At 63.9% G+C, this 19,643-nt stretch carries 14 protein-coding genes and 2 pseudogenes; 9 read left to right on the plus strand and 7 right to left on the minus strand.

Going from position 1 to position 19,643, the window contains the following annotated elements:
* Positions 1-218 precede the first annotated feature (218 nt).
* The 4 genes and pseudogenes from JX325_RS04140 to JX325_RS04155 all read right to left on the minus strand — a co-directional run bounded on the left by JX325_RS04140 (position 219) and on the right by JX325_RS04155 (position 5,316).
* A complete protein-coding gene (locus JX325_RS04140; RefSeq protein WP_204789909.1) occupies positions 219-470 on the minus strand; it encodes a glutaredoxin in 252 nt (83 codons plus the stop codon).
* A 33-nt stretch (positions 471-503) separates the two neighbouring features.
* Positions 504-1,728 (minus strand): annotated as a pseudogene (locus JX325_RS04145) (dicarboxylate/amino acid:cation symporter).
* Positions 1,729-1,836: 108 nt separating this feature from the next.
* The gene (locus JX325_RS04150; RefSeq protein ID WP_204789910.1) at positions 1,837-3,006 is read right to left on the minus strand and encodes a MalY/PatB family protein; all 1,170 of its coding nucleotides are present in this window, start codon (positions 3,004-3,006) and stop codon (positions 1,837-1,839) included.
* Between the two features lie 237 nt (positions 3,007-3,243).
* A complete protein-coding gene (locus tag JX325_RS04155) occupies positions 3,244-5,316 on the minus strand; it encodes a sigma 54-interacting transcriptional regulator (protein WP_204789911.1) in 2,073 nt (690 codons plus the stop codon).
* A gap of 163 nt (positions 5,317-5,479) precedes the next feature.
* On the opposite strand from JX325_RS04155, the gene JX325_RS04160 reads away from it, so the two are divergent.
* Complete coding sequence (locus tag JX325_RS04160; protein ID WP_204789912.1) at positions 5,480-6,766, plus strand: serine dehydratase subunit alpha family protein; 1,287 nt, start codon at positions 5,480-5,482, stop codon at positions 6,764-6,766.
* A gap of 10 nt (positions 6,767-6,776) precedes the next feature.
* Here JX325_RS04160 and JX325_RS04165 read toward each other — a convergent pair whose 3' ends face one another.
* From JX325_RS04165 to JX325_RS04175, 3 genes and pseudogenes are all read right to left on the minus strand, one after another.
* Positions 6,777-8,174 carry a glutamate synthase subunit beta gene (locus JX325_RS04165; RefSeq protein WP_204789913.1) on the minus strand — a complete coding sequence of 466 codons (1,398 nt, stop codon included), beginning with the start codon at positions 8,172-8,174 and terminating at the stop codon, positions 6,777-6,779.
* Between the two features lie 14 nt (positions 8,175-8,188).
* Positions 8,189-12,709: pseudogene (gene gltB, locus JX325_RS04170) on the minus strand (glutamate synthase large subunit).
* 334 nt (positions 12,710-13,043) lie between these two features.
* Entirely contained in the window at positions 13,044-13,457 is a 414-nt protein-coding gene (locus JX325_RS04175; protein WP_204789914.1) for a hypothetical protein, read from the minus strand.
* Between the two features lie 209 nt (positions 13,458-13,666).
* Here JX325_RS04175 and murI point away from each other — a divergent pair, with 209 nt between their 5' ends.
* The 8 genes from murI (at position 13,667) to JX325_RS04215 (ending at position 19,615) form a co-directional block, all read left to right on the plus strand.
* Entirely contained in the window at positions 13,667-14,482 is an 816-nt protein-coding gene (gene murI, locus JX325_RS04180; protein ID WP_204789915.1) for a glutamate racemase, read from the plus strand.
* Complete coding sequence (locus JX325_RS04185; RefSeq protein WP_243413914.1) at positions 14,469-14,954, plus strand: DUF1934 domain-containing protein; 486 nt, start codon at positions 14,469-14,471, stop codon at positions 14,952-14,954. The genes murI and JX325_RS04185 overlap by 14 nt, the downstream gene beginning before the upstream one ends.
* A gap of 34 nt (positions 14,955-14,988) precedes the next feature.
* Positions 14,989-16,734 (plus strand): arginine--tRNA ligase, encoded by a 1,746-nt coding sequence (argS, locus tag JX325_RS04190; RefSeq protein ID WP_204789916.1) that lies wholly within the window; start codon positions 14,989-14,991, stop codon positions 16,732-16,734.
* Between the two features lie 150 nt (positions 16,735-16,884).
* The gene (locus tag JX325_RS04195) at positions 16,885-17,580 is read left to right on the plus strand and encodes an AzlC family ABC transporter permease (RefSeq protein ID WP_204789917.1); all 696 of its coding nucleotides are present in this window, start codon (positions 16,885-16,887) and stop codon (positions 17,578-17,580) included.
* Complete coding sequence (locus JX325_RS04200) at positions 17,571-17,906, plus strand: branched-chain amino acid transporter permease (protein ID WP_204789918.1); 336 nt, start codon at positions 17,571-17,573, stop codon at positions 17,904-17,906. The genes JX325_RS04195 and JX325_RS04200 overlap by 10 nt, the downstream gene beginning before the upstream one ends.
* 76 nt (positions 17,907-17,982) lie before the next feature.
* Positions 17,983-18,516 carry a DUF6512 family protein gene (locus JX325_RS04205; protein ID WP_204789919.1) on the plus strand — a complete coding sequence of 178 codons (534 nt, stop codon included), beginning with the start codon at positions 17,983-17,985 and terminating at the stop codon, positions 18,514-18,516.
* Between the two features lie 130 nt (positions 18,517-18,646).
* Positions 18,647-19,372 carry a 5-bromo-4-chloroindolyl phosphate hydrolysis family protein gene (locus tag JX325_RS04210; protein ID WP_243413915.1) on the plus strand — a complete coding sequence of 242 codons (726 nt, stop codon included), beginning with the start codon at positions 18,647-18,649 and terminating at the stop codon, positions 19,370-19,372.
* A gap of 36 nt (positions 19,373-19,408) precedes the next feature.
* A complete protein-coding gene (locus JX325_RS04215; protein ID WP_204789921.1) occupies positions 19,409-19,615 on the plus strand; it encodes a hypothetical protein in 207 nt (68 codons plus the stop codon).
* The last annotated feature ends 28 nt before the right edge of the window (positions 19,616-19,643 follow it).

Consider the following 19,643-nt stretch of genomic DNA (forward strand, 5'->3'; position numbering starts at 1 on the left):
CCTCACCCCTTACTCCCTATTTTATCATCTTTACATGAAAAAGTCTGCCGGTAGGCAGACTTTTTCGACAAGCTGGACTGAGCGGCATCCGGCAACGGACCGGATGCCGCTCAGCTTTTTTGTTGATTACTTCCTCTGTAAGAGGGCCTTTCCCGGAATGGCGGTCAGGCCTCCTCCGCGCGGCTTTCGAAATGGAAGCTTCCGTCCCCGGGGGCAAATCACTTTAAAACCGCGTCCAAATCCCGGGTGGCGGTCCCGTCCTCCAGGACGAAGCAGGGGATGCCGATGCCGCCGTTTTCCCGGATGTCGGCATAGGCGGGGCTGTCCTGCCGCAGGGCCAGGTAGGCCTTCAGGTCGGGGAGGCTGGCGGAGAGGTTCTTGAAGTCAATCTCCGCCTTCGCCTCGCTGAGGCGGTTCAGGGCGTACAGGGTATCCGGGCACAGGTGGCTTCCGATCACAGTAACTTTCATAGTAAATATCTCCTTTTTAAAAGAATGACANATTTATACGCGGGGCGCTTCGCTCCGCCCGCCGGGGACCGTCTTCTTCTCCAGCCAGTTCTTTCCCTCCACCAGGCGGGTAACCATCATGGAGGCGATGGTGTCCCCGGCGGCGTTGAGGCAGGTGGCGGCGGGGTCAAAGAGGAAGCCCAGGGTGGCGATGAGGGGGAAGGCTTCGGCGGGGAAGCCGAACATGCTGACAATCAGCATCTCGCCCACCAGTCCGCCGCCGGGGGCGCCGGAGAGGACGAAGGCGCTGAGAATGGCCACGGCGATGGCCATGGCGTAGGTCCCCACGCCGGTGAAGGGCATGTCGAAGATGCCGAACAGGAAGGCGATCTTCACGATGGAGCTGAGGACGGAGCCGTCCATGTGCATGGTGCAGCCCATGGGCAGCACCAGGTCGCTGACGTCCTTGGGCACGCCGATGGCGTCACAGGCTTCCTTGTTTACCGGCAGGGTAGCGGCGGAGCTCTGGGTGGCGAAGGCCGTGACAGCGGGGGTGAAGATGTACTTCAGCATCCGGTTGAGAGCGGGCTTCCCCCCGGCGAAGAGGGCGTACAGAGGGAAGAAGATCGCCACATACAGCAGGCACAGGGGATAGTAGACCACCATGGACCGGCCGTAGTCGCNGAGGAGCTGGGGNCCGANCTCCCCGATGAGGTTGGCGAAGTACGCGCCCNGGCCCAGGAGGGCGATGGTCATAATGACCCCCACGAACTTCATGATGATGTCGTTCAAGTTCGCCAGCNGCTTCCCAACGGGGCTGTTCTCCCCGCCGCAGGAGGCCACGNAGAACCCCATGATGATGGCGAAGATGATGAGNGGCAGCATGTGGGACTTGCCTCCACAGCTCCGGGAAGTCGCTGACCGTCAGGGAGCCCACAATCATCTGGGCGGCGGTCTGGGCCTCCCCCACCTCGGCGGCGGCCAGCTGGATATTGGTTCCGGCGGAGGGGCTGAACAGGTTCACCCACACCAGCACACAGGCGGCGGCCACCGCTCCCGTGCCTAGGAACACGGCCACGGTGCCGCCCAGGATCTTCTCCAGGCGGTTCATGTTGGCCATGCTGCCCACGGCACAGGCAATGGACACAAAGACCAGGGGCACCACGATGGTGAACAGCAGATTCAAAAAGATATCGCCGATGGGCTTCAGGGTCTGGCCCAAGCCCGGGGAAATCACGCCGATGAGAGAGCCGATGGCGATGCCGCCAAGAAGGAGGATGGGGGTCTAATACTGCTGCCAAAGGGATTGCTTTCCGGTTTGCGTAGCCATGATAACATCTCCATTTCTCGTTTCTTTGGTGTCTTAAAACCTCCGCCGGGAGGGGGATCACAGGCNGCTGACGGCGGCCTCCAGCTGGTGGAGCGCCCGCTCCAGCACGCTGCGGGGACAGGCGGCGTTCAGGCGCATGAAGCCGTTCAGGCTCCGGCCGAAGGCACAGCCGTCGTTCAGGCCCAGCNGGGCCTTTTCGANCATGAAGTCGTGAAGCTCCTGGTTGCTCAGGCCCAGCGCCCGGCAGTCCAGCCACATGAGATAGGTGGCGTCGGGGGCGTAGGTCTTAATCTTGGGAATGTGCCGCTCGCAGTAGTTCACCACGAAGTCAAAGTTCTCCGAAAGATAGGGCAGCAGCTGCTCCAGCCACTCCTCCCCCTCCCGGAAGGCCGTCTCCATGGCGGTGACGGAAAAGGCGTTGNTCCGGTGGATGTCCATNTTCATCCAGAAACGGTCAAACGTTTCCTTCATATGCCGGTTGGGGAACACCACGGCGCTGGCCTGGAGGCCCGCCAGGTTGAAGGTTTTGGTGCCGGAGATACCGGTGACCACATTGGCTGCAATCTCCGGAGAGAGAGAGGCCGTGGGGATGTGCTTCTTCCCGTGGAAGATGAGGTCGGAGTGGATCTCTTCGCTGACCACCAGGACGTGGTATTTCAGGCACAGCTCCATCATCCGGCGGAGGTCCTCCTCGGGCCAGACGATGCCCACAGGGTTGTGGGGGCTGCACAGCAAAAACAGATCCGCCTGCCGGAGCTTTTCCTCCAGGTCCGCCCAGTCCACGGTCCACCGGCCGTCCCGCTCCACCAGCTGGTTTTCGATAACCCTCCGCCCGGCGAACTCCGCCATGTCGTAGAACTCGCCGTAGACCGGGGTCTGAATCAGGACATTGCCTCCCTGGGGGGTATAGNGNTGNNCCATGGCGCTGNNAGTCTGGACCACGCCCAGGCAGAAGCTCATGAGGGACGTGTCCGGGGCCCAGCCGTTCCGGCGGCTCTGCCAGTCCCGGATGGCCTCGAAGTAGCCGGCGGGCCGGGCGGTATAGCCCCAGATCCCTTCCTCCGCCCGCCGCTTAAGGGCGTCAATGATGGGCTGGGCGGTCTTAAAGTCCATGTCCGCAATCCACAGAGGGATCACGTCCTCCCTGCCGAACTTCTTGCCCCGCTCGTCGTACTTGGCGGAGAGGTTTTTGCTGCGGTCTATCACCTGGTCAAAATCGTACTGCATCGTCTCGCATCCTTTCTGAAATGATCGCACGCTCGCGGCGGTTGGCGAATTATTAAAGCAGGAACCGTGCCAAACGGCAGNGAGCCCTTGGATTTTCCGCGAATCTCTTGTAAACTTGNAGAGGCGCACAAAAACCCCGGGATAGATTTTGGCAACATGCCAAGTTCTATCCCGGAGTTTTATGCGCCGAATATGACGCGCCCATCCTGCGGCGGGCGGTTTATTGGTTGAACCAATTTAATTGGTTCGATCTTCTTTATTTTGAACCATTTCCCAGCGTGCCCGTCCCTTGGGTGTCAAGCGGCTGCCGCCCCGCCCCCGGCTGACCCGGACCAGGCCCTGGGCCGCCATGTCCGCCAGAATGTCCCGGACTTCCCGCTGGGAGAGGGGGATGTGGGCCTCCCGGGCCTGTTTCAGCAGGCTTTCCCGGCCCATGGGCGTCCCCGACTCCGAGGCGTCGTAGAGCCGGGAGAGGAGAAAGTGGAAGGCGTCGGAGGGCTCCGCCGCCTCCAAATCCGGGGATGCGCCGTGGCGAAGGGCGGCGCTGCCGGAGAGGAACAGCGTGGGCGGCAGGTCCTCCAGGCCAATGTCCTCATGGCCGGTATAAATAAAGTACTCCACCGCGTTNNGCAGNNCCCGGATATTTCCCGGCCAGGCGTGGCGGCGGAAAAAGTCCTTCACCGGCTCTGTCAGGCGGAAGGAGCCCCCCAGCTCCCGGCGGAAATGCTCCGTCAGCAAAAACATGTCGTCTCCTCGCTCCGTCAGGGGCGGAATGAGGGCAGGCAGGGTGCTGAGGCGGTAGTAGAGGTCCCGGCGGAAGGAGCCCTCCCGGACCTTCCCCTCCAGGGACTCGTTGGTAGCCGCCACGATGCGGACGTCCACATGGATGATCCGGTTGCCCCCCACCCGCATGACCTCCCGCTCCTGGAGGGCCCGGAGGAGCTTGATTTGCAGGGCGGGGCTCATGCCCTCCACCTCATCTAAAAAGAGCGTCACCCGGTGGGCCAGCTCGAAAAGGCCGGGCCGTCCCCCCTTCTTCGCCCCGGTGAAGGCCCCCTCCTCATAGCCGAACAGCTCGCTCTCCAGCAGGTTTTCCGGGAAAGCCGCCACGTTGATGGGAACAAAGGGGCCGTCCGCCCGGAGGGACGCCTGATGGACGGCATGGGCAAAGAGCTCCTTCCCGGTGCCCGTCTCGCCGATGAGCAGGACGGGGCTCTCGCTTCGGGCCATGCGGCCCAGGGTCTCCTTGGTTTTGACAATGGCCTCCGACCGGCCCACTACGTCGGCAAAGCCGTATTTCGCGTAGTGGCCCTTGTGGAAAAGCTGGCTGCGCAGCTCGCTCTGCCGGGCCTCCACGTCGTTGAACCGCTGAAGCAGGGCGAAGGCCCCGATGCCGGCGTTCTGCCGGATCACCGGCACCACCTCCACGCTGAGGTTCACCCCGCCCACCTTCACCGCCTTGGCGGGCAGGGTCCGGCGGCCCTGCATGCACTGGACGAAGGGGATGTAGGGAAACACCTCCTCGCACCGCCGTCCCTGGATCAAAGGGGCGCTGACCAGGGTCATTTCCTCGGCGTGGCGGCTGCACGCGAAGATCTCCCCCTTCTCGTTGACGCCCACCACGCCGTCCTCTAGGCTCTCCATTAAAATGTGGAACTGGCTTTCCAGACGGATGGAGCGGGCAAACATCCGGTCAAAGCTGTAGTTGCTGGTGGCCACCTCCTGGGCGTAGCGCTGAAAGGCGGGCCCTTCCAGCAGGGATTCCAGCCCCAGGCGGAGGGCGATTTCGATCATCATGCCGGAGGTGCACACCCGCTGGCCCAGATCAATGACCGTCTCCATCCCCGGAGGGACATAGCGAAGCTCGTCCGGCGTCACCGCGATGTGAACGTCCGGNNCCTCCGGCGCGCCGGGATAAAAGGGAATCCAGTGGATGTGGGTGACGCCGAACTGCTCCAGCTGGGCNATGGCCTCCCGGGCCATGGNCTGGGTCATGTTGACGAACAGCACCCGGCTCCCCGCCGGGAGCTCCTTGAGCCTGCGCAGCTCGCTCCACCGGAAGGAGACCTCCACCGCCATGGTCTGGCTGTCAATGGGGATGTGCCGCATCAGCTCCTCCGGGGAGCCGTAGGCGTCGGTGGAGGCCACGAACAGATCCGCCCGGTCCAGCACCCCGGCGGCGCTGCCGTCCAGCATGGAGAAGACGGAGATGTCCGCCGCGTCCGCGAACAGCTGGGCGATGTCGGATTTGTAGGATTCCCCCGCCCTGGGGTCCAGGGCGATGACGGAGATTTTCTTTTTGCCCGGCATATTACCCCTCCTTTAACCAATTTCTTGCACCAGTTAATCGCAGCCTCCGCCGTTTTGCAAGGAATTTTGGAGAAAAAGCGAAAAAATATCCGGCACAGGATTTGCTATTATGATATCACGAAAAAACCGGCACACAAAACTGTTTACAGAGAGGAGCTTTCCCATGATTANAAAGGAAGAACTGCTGACCCTGCTGCGCCAAGAGGTGGTCCCCGCCCTGGGCTGCACGGAGCCGGTCTGCGCGGCCCTGGCCGCGGCGGACGCCTCNCGCGCCGCCGGCGGCGAAATCGTCTCCGTGAAGCTGGAGGTCAATCCCGGCATCTACAAAAACGGCATGAGCGTGGGTATTCCCGGCTTCCCCAAAGTGGGGCTGCGGTACGCCGCCGCCCTGGGGGCCGGCCTGCGCAACCCGGAAAAGGGCCTGCGGCTTCTGGAGGACCTTACCGGCGCGGTTTCCGGCCAGGCCATCGCGCTGGTGGAGGAGCGCCGCGTTGCGGTGTCCATCCGGCACGAGGAGGCCCAGCTCTACGCCCGGGCGGAGGTGGTTACCTCCAACGGNACCGGCGTCAGTGTCATCCGGGGCANGCATTCCAACATCGTACTCACCCAGAAAAACGGTGAGGTCCTGTTTGAAAAGCCCTGGTCCGCCGGGACGGGGGACGCGCTTCACGACGGGCTGAAAGCCATGACGGTGGCGGAGATTCGGGCCCTGGTGGAGCAGTGCTCCGAAGAGGAGCTGTCCTTTATGCTGGAAGGCGTGGACATGAACGAGCGCCTGGCGGATTTCGGGCTGGAAAACGACCCGGGCACCGGAATCGCCGGGGCGCTGAAACGGCAGCTGGCCTCCGGCGCCATGGGAGACAACCTCTTCAGCCGCACGATGGCCCGGGTGGCCGCCAGCGCCGAGGGGCGCATGAGCGGGTGCCCCTACGCCGTCATGAGCAGCGCGGGCAGCGGGAACCACGGCCTGACCNCCGTCATCCTCGTGGCGNAGATGGCCCGGCACCTGGGGGCCTCCAACGAGCATCTGGCAAAGGCCCTGGCCTTCTCCCACGCACTGAACGTCTACATTAAACTTTTCACCGGGAAGCTGTCCGCCACCTGCGGCTGCGGCGTCTCCGCCGCCACCGCCGCCTCCGCCGCCATGGTCTGGCTGATGGGCGGAGGCGATGAACAAATCGGCGGGACGATTATCAACATGAGCGGGGACCTCACCGGCATGGTCTGCGACGGCGGAAAAACCGGCTGNGCCANGAAGCTGGCCACGGCGGCCAACGCCGCGCTGATGTGCGCGTACCTGGCCATGGACGGCGTCGTCCTCCGGTCCACCGACGGCATCTGCGGCGCCACGCCGGAGGAGGCCATCCGCAGCATGGGCCGGGTCANCGCGCNGGGGATNCNGGAGACNGACCGGACCATCCTGGAAATCATGATGGAAAAGGAGCGCTGAAAAGCCCCCTTCAAACGACCCGCACGAGATTGGTGCAGCNGTTGAGGTAGGCGTCCGCCTCCGCGGCCGCCGTGCGCCCCTCGGCGATGGCCCACACCACCAGGGACTGCCCCCGGCGCATATCCCCCGCCGCGAAGACCTTNTCCACATTGGTGGCAAAGCCGCCTTCCTCCGTGTGGACCGTCCGGCCGTAATCCACGCCGAAGGCCTCGCACACGCCGCCCTCGCACCCGGCAAAGCCGGTGGCGGCAATCAGCAGCCCGCAGGGCAGCGTATCCCCGTCCGTGGTCGTCACGGCCTTCAGCGCGCCGTCCTCCGCCGTCAGCCCTTTTATCTGAACGCCAAACCGCCGGGGGTCCGCCCCGAACACGGAAACGGCCTCCTGATGGGCGTAGTCCTGGGGGAGGNCGCCGTTTTTCAGGTAGTCCGCCTCAGGGCGGCGCACCAGCTGGACCACGGACCGGCACCCCTGCCGCAGGGCCGTCGCCACGCAGTCTCCGGCGGTGTCGCCGGTGCCCACGATAACCACGTCCCGGCCCTCCGCCGAGAGGGCGGCGGGGGCCGCCTTGCCGAACTGGCGGCTCTCCACGGCGGCTTTCAAAAACTCCGTTCCGTAGCAAACGCCGGAAACGCCCTCCGTTTCCAGGCCCAGGGACCGGGGGCGCTCCGCGCCGCAGCAGAGAATCACCGCGTCATAGTCCCCCAGCAGCCGCCGGGCCACCGCCGGGTCCGACGCGTCCACGCCGTTGACAAAGCTGACGCCCTCGTCCGTCATCAGATCCACCCGCCGCTGAACGATGTCCTTGGGCAGCTTCATATTCGGGATGCCGTAGGTCAAAAGTCCGCCGCAGCGCTCCTCCCGCTCCACCACCGTGACGGAATGGCCCCGGTGGTTCAGCTGGTCCGCCGCCGCCAGGCCCGCCGGGCCGGAACCCACCACGCAGACCTTCTTTCCGGACCACTGGGGCGGGCGGCGGCGCTTGACCGCCTGGGCGGCAAAGGCGTCCTCGATGACGCTGAGCTCGTTGTCCCGGATGGTGACGGAATCGCCGTACATCCCGCAGATACAGGCCCTCTCGCAGGGAGCGGGACAGACCCGCCCGGTGAACTCCGGGAAATTGTTGGTCTTCAGCAGACGGCTCAGGGCGTGGAAGGGGTTCTCCGCCCAAATCATGTCGTTCCACTCGGGAATCAGGTTGTGAAGGGGACAGCCGAAGGTCCCTCCTTCCCACTCCATTCCCGCCTGGCAGTAGGGCACGCCGCAGTTCATGCACCGGCCCCCCTGCTCCCGCCGGACCGCGGGCCGCAGGGGGATGCGGAAGGGCTCCCAGTCCCGGACCCGTTCCTCCGGCGGGCGGCTGGAGGCCTCCTGCCGGTTATACTCCAAAAATCCAGTTGTTTTTCCCATATCGGTGGACCTCCTTAACCCCGTGTCACAGAATAGAACGCCTCAATCTCCGCCTGCTCCCGGGCCATGCCCCGCTCCTCGCACTGGGCCATGGCCCGGAGCATCCGGTCGTAATCCCTGGGCATAACCTTTTTGAAGCAGGGGACATAGGACTGGAAGGCCGCCAGGATCTGTTTCCCCCGGGGGGACCCGGTGGCGGCCACATGCTCCTCGATGAGGGACCGGAGCTCCGCTATGTCGTGCTGCTCCGTCACTTCCCCGGCCTGGACCTGCTCCTTGTTGAGCCGGAGATACAAGTCGTGCTTCTCATCCAGGACGTAGGCGACGCCCCCGCTCATGCCCGCCGCGAAATTCTTTCCCGTGGGCCCCAGGATGACCACCCGGCCCCCGGTCATATACTCGCAGCCGTGGTCTCCCACGCCCTCCACCACGGCGGACGCGCCGGAGTTGCGCACGCAAAACCGCTCCCCCGCCATTCCGTTGATGAAGGCCTTGCCGCCGGTGGCCCCGTAAAGGGCCACGTTTCCCGCGATGATATTCTCTTCGGGCTTGAACGCGCCGTCTGCCGGCGGATAGAGAATCAGCTTCCCGCCGGAAAGCCCCTTCCCCAGCCCATCGTTGCAATCNCCCTCCAGCTTCAGCGTCAGCCCGCTGGGGATGAACGCCCCGAACGACTGCCCGCCTCCTCCGCGGCATGTGACGACATAGCTGTCCTCCGGCAGGGCGTTTCCGCAGGTCCGGGTAATCTCGGAGCCAAACAGGGTGCCGAAGGCCCGGTCCGTAGAGGAGACCCGCACGTCCAGCCGTCCCGTCTTTTTCGTTTTCAGCGTTCCGCCCAGCTTCTTCAAAAGGACGCTCATGTCCGCCGTCCGCTCCAAATGGAAATCATAGGCGGCGGCAGGGTCGAAGTGGGGCGCTTTCTCTCCATAGGGATTTTGCAGCAGCCCGCTCAGATCCAGGGTTTCCGCCCGGCGGGTCACCAGCTTCTCCCGGACCCGGAGGAGGTCGCAGCGGCCCACCAGCTCGTCCACCGTGCGGACGCCCAGGCGCGCCATGTACTCCCGCAGCTCCCGGGCCACGAAGGTCATGAAATTCACCACGTATTCCGGCTTTCCGGAAAAGCGCCTGCGGAGCTCCGGGTCCTGGGTGGCGATGCCCGCCGGGCAGGTGTCCAGGCTGCACGCCCGCATCATGCAGCAGCCCAGGGTCACCAGGGGCGCGGTGGCGAAGCCGAACTCCTCTGCCCCCAGCATACAGGCCACGGCCACATCCCGACCCGTCATCAGCTTGCCGTCGGCCTCGATGGCCANCTGATTCCTCAGGCCGGTCTGGATGAGGGTCTGGTGGGCCTCCGCCACGCCCAGCTCCCAGGGCAGCCCCGCCCCGTGGATGGAGCTCCGGGGGGCCGCGCCGGTGCCGCCGTCGTGTCCGGAGATGAGGACCACCTGGGCCCCGGCCTTGGCGACGCCTGCGGCGATGGTGCCCACTCCCGCCTCGCTGACCAGCTTGACGCTGATCCGGGCCCGGCGGTTGGCGTTTTTCAGGTCGTAGATCAGCTGGGCCAGGTCCTCAATGGAATAGATGTCATGGTGGGGAGGCGGAGAAATCAGCGTCACGCCGGGTGTGGAGCACCGGGTCCTGGCAATCCAGGGATAGACCTTCTTCCCCGGCAGATGTCCGCCCTCGCCGGGCTTGGCCCCCTGGGCCATTTTGATTTGAATTTCGTCGGCGCTGGCCAGGTACTCGCTGGTGACGCCGAAACGGCCGGAGGCCACCTGCTTGATGGCGGACCGGCGCTCGCCGTTCAGCCGTTCCCGGGCCTCGCCCCCCTCGCCGGAGTTGGACTTTCCCCCGATGCGGTTCATGGCGGCGGCTATGCACTCGTGGGCCTCCTGGGAGATGGAGCCGTAGCTCATGGCCCCGGTCTTAAAGCGCCGGAAAATGCGCTCCACCGGCTCCACCTCGTCGATGGGGATTCCCCCGTCCGCCGGGAAGCGGAAGTCCAGCAGGCCCCGCAGCGTATGGGGCTTCTCCGCGAAGTCCACCAGGGCGGAGTACTCCTTGAAGACCTCATAGTCTCCCTCCCGGGCCGCCTTTTGCAGCAAAAGGATCGTGCGGGGGCTGTACATGTGGTCCTCTTTGTCCGGGCCGGAGCGGAGCTTGTGGCCGNCCATGNAATNCNNCGNGGNGTCGAAGCCCNGCCCNAGGGGGTCGAAGGCCTGATTATGGTTCCACTCCACGNCCTCGCCGATTTCCCGCAGCCCCACGCCGCCCACGCGGCTGATGGTGTTGGTGAAGTATTTGTCCACCACCTCTTTGCAGATGCCCACGCACTCAAATATCTGGGCCGACTGATAGGACTGGATGGTGGAGATCCCCATTTTCGAGGCGATTTTCACAATGCCGTGGAGGATGGCACCGTTGTAGTCGCTTACCGCCGCGCCGGGGTCCTTGTCCAGCATCCCCAGGGCCACCAGCTCCTCCACGCACTCCTGGGCGAGATAGGGGTTGATGGCCTGGGCGCCGTAGCCCAGCAGCGCGGCAAAGTGGTGCACGTCCCGGGGCTCGGCGCTCTCCAGCACCATGGACACGGCGGTCCNCTTCTTCGTGCGGACCAGGTGCTGCTCCAAGGTGCTCAACGCCAGCAGGGACGGAATGGCCACATGGTTCTCGTCCACTCCCCGGTCGGAGAGGATGACGATGTTGGCCCCTTTTTTGTAGGCCCGGTCCACGTTCACCACCAGCCGGTCCAGGGCGTTGGCCAGGGGAGAACCCTTGTAATAAAGCAGGGACACCGTCTCCACGCGGAAGCCGGGGCGGTTCATGTGGCGAATCTTCATCAAATCCACAGAGGTCAGGATGGGGTTTTGAATCTGAAGCACTGTGCAGTTGGAGGCCTTCTCTTCCAGCAGATTCCCGCTGGGGCCCACGTAGACCGTGGTGTCGGTGACAATCTCCTCCCGGATGGCGTCGATGGGGGGATTGGTCACCTGGGCGAAGAGCTGCTTGAAGTAATTGAACAGGGGCTGGTGCCGCTCGCTGAGCACCGCCAGCGGCGTGTCCACCCCCATGGCGCTGGTGGGCTCCACGCCGTCCCGGGCCATGGGGAGGATGGCGTCCTTGATCTCCTCGTAGGTGTAGCCGAAGGCCTTATACAGCCGGTCCCGCAGCTCNTGGGGGTGAGTCTCCACCCGCTTGTTGGGGATGGGCAAATCCCGGAGGTGGACCAGGTTGGCGTCCAGCCACTCGCCGTAGGGCCGGCGGGCGGCATAGCGGGCCTTCAGTTCTCCGTCGTCCACCAGGCGCCCCTCCCGGAGGTCCGCCAGCAGCATCCGCCCCGGCTGGAGGCGGGATTTTTTTACAATGGTTTCCGGAGCGACGTCCAGCACCCCCACCTCGGAGGAAAGGATGAGCTTGCCGCCGCCGGTGAGATACCACCGGCAGGGCCGCAGGCCGTTCCGGTCCAGCACAGCGCCCACCGTGTCCCCGTCGGAAAAGACAATGGCGGCGGGGCCGTCCCAAGGCTCCATCATGGTGGCGTAATAATGGTAAAAGTCCCGCTTCTCCCGGTCCATTCGCCGGTCCTGGGCCCAGGGCTCCNGGATNCACAGCATNACCGCCTNNGGCAGNTCCATNCCGTTCATCATCAGGAATTCCAAGGTGTTGTCCAGCATGGAGGAATCGGAACCGCTCTGGTCCACCACCGGCAGGATTTTGTCCATATCCTCGTCCATGACAGGAGAGAAAATGGTTTCCTCCCGGGCCAGCATCCGGTCCGCGTTTCCCCGAATGGTGTTGATTTCCCCGTTGTGGAGAATGTAGCGGTTGGGGTGGGCCCGTTCCCAGGAGGGAGTGGTGTTGGTGGAAAACCGGGAATGGACCAGGGCAACGGCGCTCTCGCAGTCCGGGTCCGTCAAATCGGCGTAGAACTGCCGGAGCTGGCCCACCAGGAACATGCCCTTATAGACGATGGTCCGGCTGGAAAAGGAGGGGATATAGGTGTTGACGTTGGACTGCTCGAAAACCCGGCGGGCCACGTACAGCTTCCGGTCAAAATCCAGCCCCCGGGGGCAATCCGCCGGGCGCCTCACAAAGCACTGGCTGATATGGGGCATGCAGGACCGGGCCCGCTCCCCCAGCGCCTCGGGCCGGACGGGCACGTCCCGCCAGCCCAGGAACTCCATGCCCTCCTTGGCCACGATGATCTCCAGCATCTTCTTTGCCTGGGCCCGCTTCAGGCGGTCCATGGGGAAAAAGAACATCCCCACGCCGTAATCCCGCTCACCCCCCAGGGCGATTCCAAGGTCCCCGGCGGCTTTTACCATCAGCTTGTGGGGCACCTGGAGCAGCAGGCCCACGCCGTCGCCGGTCTCTCCGGCGGCGTCCTTTCCGGCGCGGTGCTCCAGCTTTTCTACGATTTTCAGCGCGCTGTCCACCGTCTCGTGGGACTTCCGTCCCTTGATGTCCACGACCGCGCCGATGCCGCAGGCGTCGTGCTCAAAACGGGGGCTGTATAATGGCGAGGCAAATGACATAAAAAACACTCCGTTCGTGNTTGAATGAAAAAAGAGCGGCAGGACCCNGCTGGGAGGCCCTACAGCGCTCTCATGGCCCTCATTATACGAGCGAAAAGAAAGGCTTGTCAACGTTTTCGCCGGGAAAAACCGCCCGGTTCCCCCGATTTCAGTAACTGCGCCAAAACAGCGGTTTCCCCGGAGGCGCTCTTTGTGCATTTCTGTACAGCGGACAAATGTATTTTGTGTGCGCACAGCGGGGTGTGAGAGCCGCGCCGTCCGCAGAAAGAAACGCCCGGCCGGTCCAAACCCAGCCAGGCGTTTTTCCTTCAGGGCCGCCCCGGGAAGGCGGGCCCTATTCGTCCAGATCTATGGAGATGTGCTCCGTCCCATGCTCGTCGAACTCGTCCAGGTAGGTGTCGATTCGCTCCATCAAAGCCCCGTAGTTCTCNNGGGTCAAGGGTTCGNCGTCCANGTCCCGCAGGGCCAGCTCCTCGGCGAGTATCTCATAGAAGACCACGTCCTCATAATTTTCAATGGCCTCGTGGATGCCGCCGCCCGCAAAGGCCCGGGAGGGAATCAGCTCTCCCTGGTACAGCTCCACCAGCTTTCNCATGCCGTGGCGGAGGCAGTGGGAAAAAATCTGGCTTTCCACCTGGTCGTACTCTTTGATGCGGTCGTCCTCCCGGGTGGAATTGAGGACCCAATTGCCTATGTAGACCAGGTCCAGCAGATAGCGGTATTGCCGTTCCGTCAACTCAATTTTCATGAACAGGCCCCTCCTAACAGCGCCGGCGGCGGTTGATTTCAGCATACGGCATGATTATAACAGACTCTTAAGAAAAATTCCATATAAAAAAGAGGGCAGAAAGACTAAAATCTGTCTTGCGGCAACGGGCGTCTCATAGTATAATACATAACTCAGAGCGACTTGCGGCGGGGGGCATTCCGTCCCCCCCGGCGAGAGGAGGAAAAACAATGGATACACGGCCCATCGGCGTGTTCGACTCCGGCCTGGGGGGCCTGACGGCGGNGCGGGNCCTGCGGCGCATCCTCCCCGGGGAGGACCTGGTCTACTTCGGCGACACCGCCCGGGTGCCCTACGGAGGCCGGTCCCGGGAGACCTTGCTGAAATACGCCCGGCAGGACCTGCGTTTTCTCCGGTCCTTTGACCTCAAGGCGGTACTCATCGCCTGCGGCACCATCTCCACCACCTCCCTGGACGTGCTCCAGGCGGAGAACGAGCTGCCCANTGTCGGCGTGGTGGAGCCCACCTGCCGCCGCTGCCTGGCTATGACCAAAAACCGCCGGGTGGGCATGATCGCCACCCTGGCCTCCGTCCGCTCCGGGGCCTATGAGGCGGCGCTGCGGCGGCTGGACCCGGATGTGGAGGTCTTCTGCCAGCCCTGCCCGCTGTTCGTGCCCCTGGTGGAAAACGGCCGCTTCCAAACCGGGGACGTGGTCATCGAGACCGTGGCCCGGGAGTACTTAGCCCCCCTGCTGGAGTGGGGGATGGACGCCTTGATTCTGGGCTGCACCCACTACCCGCTGCTGGAGGAGATCCTCTCCGCCATCTGCGGCCCGGGGGTGGCCCTGATCTCCGCCGGGGAGGAGTCCGCCTTCGAGCTCAAGCGCCTTCTCACCGCCCGGGGGCTCCGGGCCCCGTCGGAAAGCCGGGGCGGGGCGGAGTTTTACGTCAGCGACCGCTCGGAGGATTTCGAGGGCGCGGCCTCCCTGTTTTTGCAGGAGGACATCCATCACATGGCACGGAGGATCGACATTGACCAATATTGATATGATTGACAGGAATCAGGCGGAGCTTCCCGTCCTGCTGACCATCCGGTCCGAGCAGCACTTCGAGGACATGGCTCCCGACAGCATCGAGCTGGTGACCGAGGGCTCCCTGACCCCCNCCGGAGAGGGGGGGNTTATCCTCTNCTATCAGGAAAGCGAGCTCACCGGGCTGGAGGGCACCACCACCAGCTTCGAGGTCCGGGGCCCCCAGGTGATTCTCAGCCGGACGGGCAGCGTGAACTCCCAGATGGTTTTTGAGGAGGGAAAGCAGCACACCTCCCTGTACGAAACTCCCNTCGGCGAGCTGGCCATCNATATCCAGACCAGCCGCCTGCGCCACAGCCTGACGGAGCGGGGCGGACTGCTGGACCTGCGGTACTCCATCTCGGTNGACCACTCCGCCACCGGGCGCAACGCCTTTAAAATTCGCGTGAGAAGAAAGCATGAGGCCCGGGAAAACGGGCAATCCTGATACAAAAGACGCCGGAAAGAAAGAGGGTTTATCAATGACGAACATGGTACAAAACGCCAAGGACCAGGCCGCGGCCCTGGCCATGGCCGCCTACCGCGCCGCCGCCGGGGACGGGTCCCTGCCCCAGGCAGAGGTCCCCGCCGCCCCGGTGGAGGTCCCCCGGGACGCCGCCAACGGAGACTTTACCACGACCTTCGCCCTGGCGGCCTCCAAGGCCCTGCGCCAGCCCCCCCGGGCCATCGCGCAGGCCCTGCTGGACCACATGGATTTGGAGGGGAGCTATTTCGCCTCCGCCGAAATCGCCGGGCCGGGCTTTTTGAACTTCCGGCTGGGCGGGAAGTGGTACGAGGAGGTCTGCGCCGCCGTGGAGCGCGAGGGGGCGGACTACGGCCGCTCCGACAGCCTCAAGGGCCAAAAAATCATGGTGGAGTTCGTCTCCGCCAACCCCACCGGCCCCATGCACATGGGCAACGCCCGGGGCGGCGTGCTGGGGGACACCCTGGCCTCCGTGCTCTCCGCCTGCGGGGCGGAGGTCAGCCGGGAGTTCTACGTCAACGACGCGGGGCACCAGATCGACAAGTTCGCCCGGTCCATTTATGCCCGCTGCATGCAGCAGACCTTTGGGGAGGACAGCTATGCCTTCCCGGAGGACGGCTACCAGGGCGACGACATCCGGGAGCTGGCCAAGGGCTTCCTGTCCGAAATGGAGGACTTCCCCGGCGCCACCCGGGAGGAGTTCTGGATGGCCGACATGGCGGAGTACGGCCTGAGCGTCAACCTGCCCAAGATGAAGGAGGACCTCCGGCGCTATAAAATTGAATACGACACCTGGTTTTACGAATCCAACCTCCACAACAGCGGCGCGGTGGCGGAGACGGCGGAGCGTTTGACCAAGGCCGGGTGGACCTATGAGAAGGACGGGGCCCTGTGGCTGAAAACCGCCCAGATCATGCGGGAAAACCTCCTCAAGGCCGGGAAGAAGGAAAAGGACATCGAGAAGCTGGACCTGAAGGACGATGTGCTCCGCCGGGCCAACGGCTTCTACACCTACTTCGCCGCCGACATCGCCTATCACCGCAACAAGTTCGAAACGCGGGGCTTCGACCGGGTGATCAACATCTGGGGCGCGGACCACCACGGCCATGTNGCCCGGCTGAAGGGAGCCCTGGACGCCCTGGGCCTGGACGGCAGCGGGAAGCTGGACATCGTGCTGATGCAGCTGGTGAAGCTCCTCCGGGACGGGGAGCTGGTGAAGATGAGCAAGCGCACCGGCAAGGCCATCTCCCTCTCGGACCTGCTGGACGAGGTGCCGGTGGATGCCGCCCGGTGGTTCTTCAACGCCAAGCCGGACACCCAGATGGACTTTGACCTGGGCCTTGCCGTCCGGGAGGACTCGGAGAACCCCATCTACTACGTGGAGTACGCCCACGCCCGCATCTGCTCCCTGGCCCAAAAGCTGGCGGGAGAAGGCCTGGCGGTTCCCGCTCCCGGCGAGGCGGATTTGAGCCTTCTGACGGCGGAGGCGGAGGAGATCCTCATCAAACAGCTGGCCGCCTGGCCGGATACCATCCGGGCCGCGGCGAAGAACTACGACCCCTCCCATGTGAACCGCTACCTGATGGAGCTGGCGGGCTGCTTCCACCGCTTCTACACCGCCTGCCACATCCGGGAGGAGGCCCCCGCCCTGGCGCGTGCCCGGCTGCGGCTGGCGGACGACACGCGGATCGTGCTGAAAAACGGACTGGCCCTCATCGGCGTGGACGCGCCGGAGCATATGTAAAGAGCCGGGGCCGCGCCTTTCAGGCGCGGCCCGGTTTCTGGCGGGCCTGCCTGTTTTTGAGTTGACAGACGGGGACGAAGGGAGTATAATTCGCATCAAATCCTATTATGGAAATAGGTTATTGCATGCGCAATCGCGGGAGGGTTCCCCATGGTATACCAACGAAGCTGGCGGATGGCGTTCCAAGCGGCCTTTCCCGCCACCATACCAGTCCTGACCGGATATCTATGCCTCGGCATGGCCTACGGCCTGCTGATGGCCGCCAACGGCTACGGCCCCCTGTGGTCCGTGCTGATGAGCGCCATCGGCTTCGGCGGCAGCATGCAGTACGCGGCGGTCTCCATCCTGGTCACCGCGTTTGAGCCCCTGCAGGCGTTCCTCCTGACGCTGATGGTCAATGCCCGNCATATGTTNNACGGNCTGTCCATGCTGGAGCGGTACAAGGGCTTGGGCTGGGCCAGGTTTCCCCTGATCTACACCCTCAGCGACGAGACCTTTTCCCTGGTGTCCACCGTGGACCCGCCGGAGGGCGTAGGGCGGCGGGAGTTCTTCCTTTGTATCTCCCTGCTGGATTACAGCTATTGGGTGGGCGCCACGGCCTTGGGCGGACTGCTGGGGAGCTTTATCATGTTTGATACCACCGGCCTGGACTTCGCTCTGACGGCGCTGTTCGTGNTGCTGTTCCTGGAGCAGTGGAAGGGAAAGGAGCGCCGCCCCGCCGGGGCCGCGGGTGTCGCCTGCGCCGTCGTGAGCCTGGTNGTGTTTGGGCCGGATAACCTGGTCATCCCCGCCATGGTGATGATCCTGGCGGTCCTGTTGGGAGGGAGGAAGCTGCTATGCGCCTGACGCCGTTCGAGACCCCNGGGATCATCCTGGCGGTAGCCGCCGGGACCCAGATCACCCGCTGGCNGCCCNTNTGGCTGTTCCCGGAGAACAAACGGCCCCCGGCCTGGGAGACGGACCTGGGGAAGGTCCTGCCGGCGGCGACCATGGGGCTGCTGGTGGTCTACTGCCTGAAGGACGTGGCCTGGTCCGCCGCCCCTCATGGCGCGCCGGAGCTGCTGGCGATTTTCGCCGTGGCGGCGCTGCACCGGTGGAAGGGGAATGTACTCCTCTCCATCGCCGGAGGCACGGCGCTGTACATGGCGCTGGTGCAGTGCGTATTTGTTTGACGCATAATTTTTCCAGCCTCCGCACAGAATGGAGAGGCGGCATTGCCGCGACTTCATCCGGGCGGAGGCTGGTTCTATGAGGCGGAAGCTGTTCTTTTGGGAGCTGGGAGGCTTTTTGTTCACCGGGGCGCTGGGGACGCTCCTCCACTTCGTCTACGAGTGGAGCGGCAGCAGCGCTCTGGCGGCNTGGTTTTCCGCCGTCAACGAGTCCACCTGGGAGCACATGAAGCTCCTCTTTGTGCCCCTGTTTCTCTTCTCCGTGGCGCAGGTCTGCCTGCTGGGGCGGAACTACCCGAACCTCCTGGCGGTCCGGGCTCTCAGCACCCTGACGGGAGCGGCCCTGATTCCCGTGCTGTTCTATACCTATACCGGTGTTTTGGGATATCACATCACCTGGGTGAACATCTCCATATTCTTCGCGGCGGACCTGGCGGCCTTTGCCCTGGATTTCGCCCTGCTCCGCCGGGGAAGGCTCTCCAGCCGCTGGATGCAGCTTCTGGGTCTGGCGCTTTTGTGGGGCCTGGCCTTCTGCTTTGTCTGGTGTACGTTCCGCCCCGTCCATCTGCCGCTGTGGCAGGACCCGGTGACGGGAGCNTACGGCATTCCTTGAAAACGCCCCTTGGGGCGTTTTCGCCTTTTTGGAATTTACTGTGAATTTGTGCCCGCCCGGCTTGACCAATGGCCGATTGGGGGATATAATATACTAACTTGCGAAACGCGCCATGAATGGAGGTCCTTCTATGACGGCCAAACGAAAGCCCGCCGCCCCCTTTTACGCCGTAGCGGCGCTGTGGCTGCTGGGCGGGCTGTTCCTGCCCCTGTATTCCAATACGGCCATCGCCCTGCTGGCGGCGGTGTCGGCGGCGGTGTTCCTGCTGGTGAACGGCATCTGCCAGGGCGGAAGAGCGGCAGCCGGGTCCGCCGGGACGGAGAAAAAAGAGGAGGCAAAGGCCCCCGAAAAGCCCAAGGAGGAGCCCTCCACCGGAAACCCGGAGCTGGACAAGGCGATCAAGGACGGGAAGCTGGCCCTCAGCGAGATGAAGCGGCTGGACGACAGCATCGCCGACCCCGGCGTCTCCGCCGACATCGTGCGGCTGAGCCAGGTGTCCGAAAAGATCTTCCAGGCCGTGAAGGACGACCCGGACAAGCTGCCCCAGATCCGCCAGTTTATGAATTACTACCTGCCCACCACCTTGAAGCTTCTCAACACCTACGACCGCATGAGCGGCGCGGGCGTCTCCGGGGAGAACATCGACGGCACCAAGGAAAAGGTGGAGGACATGCTGAAAACCATTGTCCGGGCCTTTGAAAAGCAGCTGGACGCCCTCTACGGCGCCGACGCTCTGGATATCTCCACGGACATCCAGGTGATGGAGACCCTGCTTGCCCGGGAGGGCCTGACGGAACCGGAGATGAAAGCGGACCCGGTTCAGGAGGACGGCACGGACATCCGGCTGGAGCTATAACCCCCGCGGAATGTATATAAATAAGGAGGAAGCGTCATGAAAAACCGAAATCCCGTTTACCTGTTTATCTCCATCCTGGAGGGCATGCTCTCCGGAAGCTGCTTCTATCTGGCGAAGAAGGAGCGGGAGCCCCTGCACCTGGTGACCGGCTGCGTGTGGCTGGCCGTTTCCGTCCTCCATGGCATCCTGGGCATCCGGGAGGAGGAACACATTCTGCTGGTGGAGGAAGACGACTATGAGTGACAATATGATTCCCGAGCTGACCCTGGAC

It is taken from the genome of Oscillibacter sp. CU971 (assembly GCF_905219725.1).
GTDB lineage: Bacteria > Bacillota > Clostridia > Oscillospirales > Oscillospiraceae > Oscillibacter.

Bases quoted from the DNA above. Each gene is read 5' to 3' on its own strand.
- JX325_RS04210 (WP_243413915.1), top strand. From the start codon at position 18,647: ATGACGGCCAAACGAAAGCCCGCCGCCCCCTTTTACGCCGTAGCGGCG.
- JX325_RS04215 (WP_204789921.1), top strand. From the start codon at position 19,409: ATGAAAAACCGAAATCCCGTTTACCTGTTTATCTCCATCCTGGAGGGC.
- JX325_RS04140 (WP_204789909.1), bottom strand. From the start codon at position 470: ATGAAAGTTACTGTGATCGGAAGCCACCTGTGCCCGGATACCCTGTAC.